Source organism: Bacteroides acidifaciens (genome assembly GCF_024623065.1).
GTDB lineage: Bacteria > Bacteroidota > Bacteroidia > Bacteroidales > Bacteroidaceae > Bacteroides > Bacteroides acidifaciens.
Window position 1 is genome coordinate 24,589 of the sequence record NZ_JANJZR010000044.1, and the last position, 11,721, is coordinate 36,309.

At 44.0% G+C, this 11,721-nt stretch carries 5 protein-coding genes and 1 pseudogene; 3 read left to right on the forward strand and 3 right to left on the reverse strand.

The features are described 5' to 3' along the window. Positions 1-12: 12 nt before the first annotated feature. Entirely contained in the window at positions 13-2,646 is a 2,634-nt protein-coding gene (locus NSB03_RS13090) for a zinc-dependent metalloprotease (protein WP_024987566.1), read from the reverse strand. A gap of 194 nt (positions 2,647-2,840) precedes the next feature. Between NSB03_RS13090 and NSB03_RS13095 the strand changes: the two genes are divergently transcribed. The 3 genes from NSB03_RS13095 to NSB03_RS13105 all read left to right on the forward strand — a co-directional run bounded on the left by NSB03_RS13095 (position 2,841) and on the right by NSB03_RS13105 (position 8,073). Then, a complete protein-coding gene (locus NSB03_RS13095; protein ID WP_162222308.1) occupies positions 2,841-4,496 on the forward strand; it encodes a M23 family metallopeptidase in 1,656 nt (551 codons plus the stop codon). Between the two features lie 27 nt (positions 4,497-4,523). Further along, positions 4,524-6,167, forward strand: a complete 1,644-nt coding sequence (locus NSB03_RS13100; RefSeq protein ID WP_024987568.1) for a C69 family dipeptidase — start codon at positions 4,524-4,526, stop codon at positions 6,165-6,167. 160 nt (positions 6,168-6,327) lie between these two features. Beyond that, the gene (locus tag NSB03_RS13105) at positions 6,328-8,073 is read left to right on the forward strand and encodes a phospho-sugar mutase (RefSeq protein ID WP_135038236.1); all 1,746 of its coding nucleotides are present in this window, start codon (positions 6,328-6,330) and stop codon (positions 8,071-8,073) included. Positions 8,074-8,484: 411 nt separating this feature from the next. Here NSB03_RS13105 and nudC read toward each other — a convergent pair. Continuing rightward, a pseudogene (nudC, locus tag NSB03_RS13110) lies at positions 8,485-9,279 on the reverse strand (NAD(+) diphosphatase); the annotation flags it as partial. Between the two features lie 80 nt (positions 9,280-9,359). Further along, positions 9,360-11,039: an ABC-F family ATP-binding cassette domain-containing protein gene (locus NSB03_RS13115; protein ID WP_257466429.1), complete on the reverse strand. Its 1,680-nt coding sequence runs from the start codon at positions 11,037-11,039 to the stop codon at positions 9,360-9,362. Between the last annotated feature and the right edge of the window lie 682 nt (positions 11,040-11,721).

Sequence of the window (11,721 nt, forward strand, 5' to 3'; positions counted from 1 at the left end):
TTAATTAATAGTTTACTTGATTCCCAAAGCGGTATTAATACGTAAAATCATATCTTCATAATGGTAGCGTGTAGCAGTGTCGGAAGTTCCGAGACGATTCTGCAACAACTTCTTGATGCGTAATAACTCACCGCGTTTCACAGAGATGGCATCTGAGATGCGGTTGAGTTGGCTGCCGTAGAAGTTGAGTACACGCGGCGCACCCATCCGGTCTTCCTGGCGGAGTGCACGTTGTTCGGCTGCGTAACAGCTACAGAAAGGAGTAGCGTGGTCAAGCAAGAAATGCTCGTTTGCAATCTTCTTGTTGATTTTCACGGCTTCCGGTTCTGCAGCGGCAGTAAGTAAAGCATCCAGGAAGTTCTTCTGCAAAGAGCGTTCCATCACGTCGGGGATGCCACCACGTTCGGTAATACCGAAAATGTTCTTGTGGAGTCCGTCCATCAGTTCCACTACTGTAAAGGCTTTCTTTCCGTTGACGGATTCATTCTCTATCATACGCATCAGACGGGTGTTGCCAAGCAAATCCCAGAGAATATAGGCTTGGGCATTCTTCAATATCTGGGTAGGAGCGTTCTCCTGTTGACCGATTGGAGTATTGCGGAGCAGGTAAGTATATTCTCCCACTTCCGTGTCGAACAGCCATTGAGGGTATGTCAAAACTTCGTCCATGATGAATTTCAGCGAAGCTTGTTGTTTCTCTTTTTCTACGAATGTATAAGTCTTAACACCGTCTCCTACGGTTGTATTTTCAATGTAGATACCACCAATATTGGCAAGGACATGATATAAATAGTTGTTCCATTGGTTGATTACAGCGTAGTAGAGACGGGATGCTTCTTCGTAAGTCTGTCCCTTCTCACCGGTAGTAGTCCATTGAAGAATTTGCGGGACGATACGTTTCAGATTCTCAATGCCAAGTAAAGAAGAACGAACAGGGTCGTCACCTAAGTCCTCGTTCTGTGCACGCGGGTCTACGGCATCGCGTACATCCTGTGCTTCGCTGTATTTGTAAAGACGGTCTGTATGTTTGCTCAGGAAATCAAACAAGAGGTCTTTCTCTTCTTCCGGAGTACTCTTTCCATACCAACGATAGCCATATTCGATAGCGAACATATCATAAGGACCGATATGCGGAGAAAGAACTTTCACACCGTCTCCCGGCTGTGCGACGTAGTTGAAACGTGCATAGTCCATAATGGATGAAGCGGTAGAGTTCATTCTAGAAGTGAAGGCTTCCGAACGTAGTGAATCTGTCGGGAAAGCCCATGAGCCCATCATGTTATGGCGCAATCCCAAAGAATGCCCTACTTCATGGCAAGCTACAAAACGGATGGCGTCGCCCATCAAGGCATCAGGCAACTGCACGCTGCGGGCTTCCGGGCAAACGGTTCCGGTCTGCACTGTAATCCATTCGCGTACCATGGAAAGCACATTATGCCACCACATAATGTCAGCCTCCAGGATTTCTCCCGAACGTGGGTCCAATAGGGAAGGTCCCATTGCATTTTTCTTTTCCGAAGCGGCGTAAGTCAGTACGGAATAGTTGACATCGTCCATGTCTACATGCATGCTGTCCGTGATTTCTTTGGCAATAATCGCATTCTTGAAACCTGCCTTTTCAAAAGCAATCTGCCAGTCTTCAATACCTTTCTTAATATACGAACGCCATTGGTAAGGAGTCGAATTGTCGATGTAGAATACGATGGGTTTGGCAGGTTCCACTAGTTGACCTTTCAGGTAAGTTTCCCGGTCTTCCGGTTTGGGTTCCATGCGCCAACGTGTGATATACTGCGTTTTGTCCGTTCTTTGTTGTACATCGCTGAAACTTAATAGCGGGTTGGTGAAGTATCCGACTTTCTGATTGTCGAAACGTCCCATCATCGGTGTTTCAGGCAGCAGAAGGATAGAAGAGCTTACTTCCACTGTCACGTATACAGTTGTAGTGCCTTCTGTCACCCGGGTGGTTAACTCGGAAGTTGCCACGACGTTGTTTGAGAAAGACTTGATAGAGAGGATACGTGACAAGTTTTTGATAGCCGAAGTACCCAGGTTGATATTGGTAAATACATTATTGATACTGGTTTCCGTACCGTCATAAATGTCATTTACTTTGATTACCAATGCAGTAGAATCCGCGTTGATTGCTTCGATTTTGAATGCGGCAATCAGCGGGGAGATAAAGTTGTCTTTTACCGAACGGAATATGGCATCTTTCTGAGGAGCCAGAGGTAATGGACGTTGTTGGCGGAACATCAGTTTTCCGCTGGCTTTATCCCATTCCATGCAAACCATCTGATTTTCATAATTTACTCCACGGTTTACACCTGCTTCATTCAGTTCGGCAGGAACTCTTTGCAGTTTATTGACAACTAATAAGTCACGTCCTAAAAGTGATGTGGGAACTTCAAAATAATAATCGTTCTTCTTTTGATGTACAGCAAACATCCCTTTGGTTGTTTTGCTGCCTTCCACTAATTTTTCGTAGTCGTTTTTACTCTTCTCCTCTTTTTCTTCTGGTTTCTTCTTTTTCTTTTTAAACCAACTCAGATTTTCTGTAGCGGGGGTAGTTGCAAATGCCGGGTACGCTTCACCACTCAGCAGTATACATGCAATGACCGCTGCCATTACTTTTACATACATTCTCATTGAGTTCTTTATATTTTATTAAAATTAAAAACGGGTGCAAAAGTACTAATATAAATAACATGATGGATGCAGGTTTGCAATGAATATAATAATAAAAAGAATTATTAACTAGTATCTCCGGCTATCATTCTGCCCGGATATTTCGTAATTTAGTTGGAATAGTGTACATTTGCGGGGAGTAAAAAGTGAATGGAATGATAAAACAATATATCGCTGCTTTGATGCTGGCTTGTTGCGTCGGAGTTTGTGGACAAGAAAAGAAGCAAGTCACCTTTGTGCCACCTTTTGACTTTCCTCTTACATTGAGCGGAAACTTCGGAGAAATCCGCTCTAACCACTTTCATGGCGGATTGGATTTTAAAACAGGCGGAGTTATCGGCAAACCTGTCCGTGCCCTTGCCGACGGGTATATTTCACGTATCCGTGTCACCAATGGTTCGGGATATGTACTTGATGTCTGTTATCATAACGGTTATTCTACTGTCAACCGACACTTGAGTGGTTTTATTTCTCCCATTGCCGAAAGGGTGGAGAAACTTCAATATGAAAATGAAAATTGGGAAGTGGAGATTATTCCCGAACCGGATGAATATCCAGTGAAAGGCGGTCAGCAGATAGCATGGAGCGGGAATACTGGTTATTCATTCGGTCCGCATCTGCATTTGGATGTGTTCGAAACTGAATCGGGGGATTATATCGACCCGATGCCTTTCTTCAAATCGAAGATAAAAGATACGCGTGCCCCCAAAGCTGATGGTATTATGTTTTTTCCGCAGCCGGGTAAAGGTGTGGTAGATGGAAAACAGCAGACCCAAACAATTCTCCCGAACGCGGAAAGTCCGGTGGAAGCATGGGGAGTGATTGGTACAGGCATCAAGGCATATGATTACATGGATGGGGCCAGCAATCATTATGGAGTGTATTCGGTTGTTCTTACGGTAGATGGAAATGAGGTTTTCCGTAGTACGGTAGACCGCTTTTCTCAGGAAGAAAACAGAATGATAAACTCATGGACGTGCGGGCAATACATGAAATCTTTTATTGAGCCGGGGAATACTTTGCGTCTGTTGAAGGCATCGAATGGTAACCGTGGCTTGGTGACGATTGACGAGGAACGGGATTATCAGTTTCTATATACCTTAAAAGATGCTTTCGGGAATACTTCTAAATATGGTTTTACCGTACGTGGACGGAAGCAGCCGGTTGAACCTTTGAGTCATCGGGAGAAATACTTCTTTGCCTGGGATAAGACAAATTATCTGCAAGAACCTGGATTGAGTCTGGTCGTTCCGAAAGGAATGTTGTATGACGATGTTCCTCTCAACTATCAGGTGAAAGCCGATAGCGGGGCAGTCGCATTTACTTATCAGATAAATGACAAACCTGTTTCGCTTCATGCGGGGTGCGAGATTCGTATCGGTCTGCGCAGAAGGCCGGTAGCCGACACTACAAAGTATTATGTAGCCCGTGTGACTCCGAAAGGCAGGAAATATAGTGTAGGCGGGAAGTATGAGGATGGTTACATGAAAACCTCTGTCCGTGAATTGGGGACTTACACCGTTGCCGTTGATACGATACCGCCCGAAATCATCCCTGTCAATAAGAACCAGTGGGGAAGAAACGGAAAGATTGTCTATCGGCTGAAAGACGAAGGTGCCGGCATTGCTTCCTATCGGGGCATGATTGACGGAAAGTACGCACTTTTCGGGCGACCTAATATTGTGAAGTCATATTGGGAATGCAAGCTTGACTCAAAACACATGAAAAAAGGCGGCAAGCATACCGTTGAATTTACGGTGACCGATAATTGCGGAAATGAGACTGTGTCCCGTGAGACTTTTGTTTGGTAATTATTAAAAATGAATCATATACACATTATGAAGAAAAGAGTGATTTTGTGTGCCGCCCTACTGATGGCGGCTGTGGCGAATACTTTCGCCTGTACCAATCTGATAGTCGGTAAGAACGCTTCTACCGACGGTTCGACCATCGTTTCCTATTCTGCCGATTCGTATGGGCTGTTTGGAGAACTGTATCATTATCCGGCAGCCACTTATCCGAAAGGAACCATGCTGAAAGTGTATGAATGGGATACCGGTAAATACCTGGGAGAAATCGAACAGGCACGGCAGACTTACAACGTGACCGGCAATATGAACGAATATCAGGTTACGATTGGTGAAACGACTTTCGGCGGACGTCCCGAATTGGCGGATTCTACTGGTATTATTGACTATGGAAGCCTTATTTATATCGGACTGCAACGTTCGCGTACTGCCCGCGAAGCTATCAGGATAATGACTGACTTGGTACAGCAATACGGCTATTACAGCAGTGGGGAATCTTTCACCATTGCCGACCCGAACGAAATATGGATTATGGAGATGATTGGCAAAGGTCCCGGCATCCGTGGAGCTGTTTGGGTAGCTGTTCGTGTGCCGGACGATTGTATTTCGGCTCATGCCAACCAGTCGCGCATCCATCAGTTTGACATGAACGACAAGGAAAACTGTATGTACTCTCCGGACGTTATCTCTTTCGCGCGTGAAAAGGGATACTTTAATGGAGTGAATAAAGATTTTAGTTTTTCGCTTGCGTATGCTCCCCTTGATTTCGGTGCACGTCGTTTCTGCGAAGCCCGTGTATGGAGTTATTTCAATAAGTACACTGATAACGGTAAAGATTACCTTCCTTATATCGAAGGAAAAACAGATACACCGATGCCTCTTTTTGTGAAACCGAAACAGAAGTTGTCCGTACAAGATGTGAAAGATATGATGCGCGACCATTACGAAGGAACTCCGCTCGACATCTCTAATGATTTCGGGGCAGGGCCTTACAAAACTCCATACCGTCTCTCTCCTCTGAACTTTAAGGTAGGCGACCAGGAGTATTTCAACGAACGACCTATTTCTACTCAACAAAGCGGCTTTGTATTTGTTGCACAAATGCGTGCTAATATGCCCGACCCGATAGGCGGCGTACTTTGGTTTGGCGTGGACGATGCGAATATGGCGGTATTTACTCCTGTCTATTGTTGTGCTACGAAAGTGCCGGTTTGCTATACGCGTGTGGATGGAGCCGATTATATTACTTTCTCCTGGAATTCTGCTTTCTGGATTTTCAACTGGGTGGCAAATATGGTTTATCCGCGTTATGATTTGATGATTGGTGATGTACGGGAAGCGCAGAAGGAGATGGAAACTACTTTTAACAACGCACAGCAAGGTATTGAAGAGATGGCGGCTAAACTGTTGGATAAGGATAAGAACGCTGCAATTGATTTCTTGACAAACTATACCAACATGACTGCGCAGAGTACTTTCGATACATGGAAGCAACTGGGTACTTTCCTGATTGTGAAGTATAACGATGGAGTAGTGAAACGTGTGAAGGACGGGCAATTCGAACGTAATTCTATCGGACAACCTGCCGGAGTGCTTCGTCCCGGTTATCCGAAGGAATTCTTGCAGGAATATGTCAAACAGACCGGAGACAGATATAAAGTGCCTCAAGAATAGATATTGAGTATCGGATATCAGGTATTGAGTGTGCTGTTTTTTAATTCTAAATTCTCAAATTTCAATTAAAAGAATAGGATTTATAAACTTATTATTTTACATTTGTGTGCTCAAGAATATAACAGTAAATAATTCATTAACCATATAAATAACAATCGAAATGGAAAATCAGGAACTTATTGAACAGGTCACTGAGAAAGCCGAAAAATGGCTGACCCCGGCTTATGATGCCGAAACTCAGGCTGAAGTGAAACGTATGTTGGAAAATGACGATAAGACCGAACTAATTGAAGCATTCTACAAAGACCTGGAATTTGGTACAGGCGGTCTGCGTGGTATCATGGGGGTAGGTAGCAATCGTATGAATATCTATACGGTAGGTGCTGCCACTCAGGGACTTTCCAACTATCTGAAAAAGAACTTCAAAGACCTGTCGCAGATTTCTGTAGTGGTTGGTCACGACTGCCGTAACAACAGCCGCTTGTTTGCAGAAACTTCCGCTAATATCTTCTCTGCCAATGGTATCAAAGTATATCTGTTCGATGATATGCGTCCCACCCCGGAAATGTCTTTCGCCATCCGTCACCTCGGTTGTCAGAGCGGTATTATCCTGACTGCTTCTCACAACCCGAAGGAATACAACGGTTACAAGGCATATTGGGATGACGGAGCTCAAGTATTGGCTCCGCACGATAAAGGCATTATCGACGAAGTAAACGCTATTGCTTCTGCTGCCGACATCAAATTCCAGGGTAATCCGGATTTGATTCAGATTATCGGTGAAGATATCGACAAGGTTTATCTGGATATGGTGAAAACCGTTTCTATCGACCCGGAAGCTATTGCCCGCCACAAGGATATGAAAATCGTTTATACTCCGATCCATGGTACAGGTATGATGCTGATTCCGCGTGCATTGAAGATGTGGGGATTCGAAAACGTATTTACTGTGCCCGAACAGATGATTAAGGACGGTAACTTCCCGACTGTCGTATCTCCGAACCCGGAAAATGCGGAGGCTCTTTCTATGGCAGTGAATCTGGCTAAAGAAATTGATGCTGACCTCGTAATGGCTTCCGACCCGGATGCTGACCGTGTGGGTATCGCTTGCAAGGATGATAAAGGCGAATGGGTGCTTATCAACGGTAACCAGACTTGTATGATGTACCTTTATTATATCTTGACTCAGTACAAGCAACTGGGTAAGATTAAAGGTGGCGAGTTCTGTGTGAAGACCATCGTAACTACCGAACTTATCAAGAAAATCGCAGATAAGAACAATATCGAAATGCTCGACTGCTACACCGGCTTCAAATGGATTGCCCGTGAAATCCGTCTGCGTGAAGGCAAACAGAAATATATCGGCGGTGGTGAAGAAAGCTACGGGTTCCTTGCCGAAGACTTTGTTCGCGATAAAGATGCCGTATCAGCTTGCTGCTTGATTGCCGAAGTTGCTGCATGGGCAAAAGATAACGGCAAGTCGCTGTATCAATTGTTGCTGGACATCTACGTAGAATACGGATTCTCTAAAGAGTTTACTGTAAACGTTGTGAAACCGGGTAAGAGCGGCGCTGAAGAAATCAAAGCTATGATGGAGAACTTCCGTGCCAATCCTCCGAAAGAATTGGGTGGTTCTAAAGTAATCCTGAGCAAAGACTACAAGACTTTGAAGCAGACAGATGACAAAGGAAATGTAATTGCAATCGATATGCCGGAATCATCTAATGTTCTTCAGTATTTCACAGAAGACGGCAGCAAAGTTTCTGTCCGTCCTTCAGGTACAGAACCTAAGATTAAGTTCTATATGGAAGTTCAGGGCGCAATGGGTTGCCGCAATTGTTATGCTTCTGCCGAATCTGCCGCAATGGAAAAGATTGAAGCAGTGAAGAAGTCATTGGGCATCTGATTCAGTTTCTGCTGATAGTTTCAGAATAGGACAATCATAAAATAGCGCCTCTATAGTCTTTTTGAAGAGTATAGGGGCGCTTCTTTTTATCTGTGTATCGTCTTGATTTCCCCTGTTTTTGGGCATTTAGCCCGGTTTAGCACAGTTCTTTCGATTCCTTTGCATTCTTTAAGCCGACTTTCTAATCATTCTTGGGGAAATCTTGTTGTATTGGCATCATCTCAATTTCAACCCGCAGGCTGCGGATACACATGTTTTGTTGATGCTTTAGAGTGATACGTTCAGTTTCATATTCATAAATTGTTCGTTTGTGGTTTGAGTGTATTTCGTGGCCTGCTTTCTTTATTTTATAAGAGTTTTTCTGTTATTTTTTAGTTTCTATCCAAGTCCATTTATGCCATGTTATTCATATTAGTCATTTGGATGCTCTATCCACCAGTCAATCATCTTCCGTGCAAGGCTCAGTTTTCGGGGAAGTTCCGGCAAATTATCTCTTGTGTAGAAGTCGCCCGAACTTAATTCTTCATCCTGGAGTTTTATTTCCCCTCCGGCATAATCTGCAATAAAACCGACCATCAACCCGCTGGGATACGGCCAAGGCTGATTGCCGAAATAAGTGATATTCTTCACGTCCAGTCCGGTTTCCTCTTTCACTTCACGCGCTACACATTCTTCCAGTGTCTCTCCGGTTTCCAAAAATCCGGCAACAAGACTGTTGAATGTTTCTTTAAAGTTGCGGGCATGGACCAGGAGCAAAGAATCTTCTTTTCTCACCAAGACGAGGACTGCGGTTGAAATGGACGGATATACTTCCCTTCCGCACTTCGGGCAACGTTTCATGATGTCCTCTTTCTGTTCCATAGGAGTGCCGCAGGCAGAGCAGAACTGGCTGTTTCTGTCCCAATGCAGAATCTCGTGCGCTTTTCCTGCTGTCTGGTAATGAGTCAACGGGAGATACTCATAAGAAGCACGAAGTCCGATCATTGCATATTGCGCCGATTCCTCGATAGGTGCGGGCAGAGAGAAAGATTTGCAATTCTTTCCCTCCAATGTTGTGATAGTATGTACCGTAGTTTTTTCTTTGATAACGATAGGCGGAATTTCTCCGCAAGGAAGGGCAAATGTGCCGTTCCCTTTCTTTTCAAGAAGTAGTTGGTCTTTATAAAAGACAAACCACCATGATTGCGTTGTTTGACTCATTTTATTTTTATTCTTTTTCTTCGCGCTGCGAAGTTATAAAAAAACGTATTGATATTTGAGACTTTATCGGATAAAATAACAATAGATTAACTTAATGCAATATGCTGGTCGACACCAATCTCACGGATGAAATAATTGTCGTGAGAAATAGCGATGACAGTACCTGTATATTTTTTGATTGTATTGGTGATGATTTCAATACTTTGTATATCTAGGTTATTGGTCGGTTCGTCCAGGATAAACATATCCGGGGTATTGTTACTAATCATCAGGCAACAGAAAGCGAGCCGCATCTTTTCACCACCGCTTAGTTTCCGACAGGATTTATCCCATTCGGGTGCGGGAAACAGGTAACGGTTCAGAATAATTTTTATTTCGTGCTCCGGCAGGTTCCGGCTGTTGAAAGCGTAAGCCTGTTCGAGGATACTATTCCGGTCATCGATGATAGAGTATTCCTGATTCAGATAGACGTATGAGAAATCTGCCCGTGTGAGCGTTCCTTCCTGTGGCTCGAGTTGTCCGGTGATGATTTTCAGAAGAGTGGTTTTTCCGCTGCCGTTGGTTCCTTCTATGCGGAGACGGTCGCCGCTCTTTAGTTGAAAACTGATGGGAGCTTGCCAAAGCAGTTGCGCTGGCAGTTTGCTGCTGTTGCTGCTGTCGAAGGTATTATTTTCACTTGGATTATCATTGTCGTTCTGACTATCATTGTCGTTCTGGTTAGGATAATAACCGAAATTAATGTTTTTCGCTGTAACTAACGTTTTCCCGTTGTGCAGGGAAGAACTGTTGAAATCAGTCTTTAGCGCAGCCGTTGGAGAGAGTGAACCTCGAAGTTGGTTGCGCTCATCAGTCAGCTTTTCGGCTTTCTCCTGATGGACGCCGTTTAGTTTGCTGGTGCTTTTCTCTGATTTTCCCTGCAACGCATTTAGTACGATGCGTGGAATGCCTTTTTTAATATTGGCTTTTTCGCCACGCACATTTTGTTTATCCCTTCGCTCTGCCGTTTCACGGGCTACCTTGCGGGCTGCCCGCAGCGCTTTTTCTTTTTCATCGATACGTTGCTGCAAGGCTTCCTGCACCAGAGCTTTCTGCTCTTTGTAGAACTCGTAATTCCCACCGTAATACGTGATTTGATGTTTCTCCAGTTCGCAAATTTCGGGAAGAAGATTGAGTAAGGTACGGTCATGGCTCACTGCCAGCAATGTTGAGCGCCATTTCTCTACCCAATCATACAAACGTTGCCTGCCCGAAGAATCGAGATGATTCGTAGGTTCATCCATGAGGATGACAGATGGGGTGTGAATATTCATACCCGCTAAAAAGACACGGGTCTTTTCTCCACCACTGAGCAGATGCAGCGGGTAGGATAGGGGATGCCCTATCCCCCACGAATCGAGGGCGGCGACGGAGCGTTCCTCGATATTCCAGTCATCATCCAGTAGTGTGAAATTCTCCGTTGAGGCATCTCCCGCCAAAATAGCGTGCAAGGCTTGTCGCTTGCTGTCTATCTGCAAGGCTTGGGCGATAGTTAATGAATCATATTGTCCGAAATGTTGCGGAATGTAATAAAGGTCGTCCGGTCGGACGATAACACCGGAAGACGGTGATAGTTGCCCGGCGATAATTTGCAGCAGGGTAGATTTGCCGCAGCCGTTATTGCCGACCAGTCCCAGCTTTTGCCCTTTACTGATGGCAAAGTTGAGGTCACTGAATAATACCTCTTTATCCGGATGGATATAGCTGATTTGTTGAATACTTATAGGCATGGTTGTCTATTGGATTTGAAGTGAAAGAAATAGTGAAAGAAATAGTGAAAGATAATCACGGGGGAAGGGGGCGACAAACACAATACTGGCTAAACAACACGGATTTCGTGATGCTTAACGATAAGTCAAAAGCATAAATGAAAAGTGATGTTTACTTGGAAGTGTTGTCTTACTTGGAAATTCTCATTGTAGTAAGTATATAGTTTAACTTGGCCGTAAAGATAACACTTTCCGGTAAAATCCGATGCAGTTTCGGCAGAAATGTTTTTTTAGAAGTTCTGTTTACTCAAATCAGAGCCTCTATTTACTCAAATCAGAGCCTCTATTTACTTAATTCAGAGCCTTTATTTGCTTAGTTTGCAGGCTTTGTTTTTGATTTGCAGATTCTACTTGTCCGGTTTGCAGACTTTATGGCTAACACGAAGTTAGTAATTCTTCTATTCCTATATTGTAGCTTTTCAAATCTACTGCAAATCATGTACAGAACATTAAGAGAAAAGTTGCTTTCCATTAATAAGAAAGTTCCGGTTATTAGGAAGTAAAGTTGTTTTGTGTTAATTGTAATCTATAAACGAAGCTTGCATTTATAAAAACGGAACTTGCATTTAGAGCCTGTTTAAATTCTCTTCAGTCATAATATTATAGCTCTTACCCCAGCTTTTCTTGTCGCGTCCGTCTGTAG

Bases quoted from the DNA above. Each gene is read 5' to 3' on its own strand.
- NSB03_RS13115 (WP_257466429.1), bottom strand. From the start codon at position 11,039: ATGCCTATAAGTATTCAACAAATCAGCTATATCCATCCGGATAAAGAG.
- NSB03_RS13105 (WP_135038236.1), top strand. From the start codon at position 6,328: ATGGAAAATCAGGAACTTATTGAACAGGTCACTGAGAAAGCCGAAAAA.
- NSB03_RS13090 (WP_024987566.1), bottom strand. From the start codon at position 2,646: ATGAGAATGTATGTAAAAGTAATGGCAGCGGTCATTGCATGTATACTG.
- NSB03_RS13095 (WP_162222308.1), top strand. From the start codon at position 2,841: ATGATAAAACAATATATCGCTGCTTTGATGCTGGCTTGTTGCGTCGGA.
- NSB03_RS13100 (WP_024987568.1), top strand. From the start codon at position 4,524: ATGAAGAAAAGAGTGATTTTGTGTGCCGCCCTACTGATGGCGGCTGTG.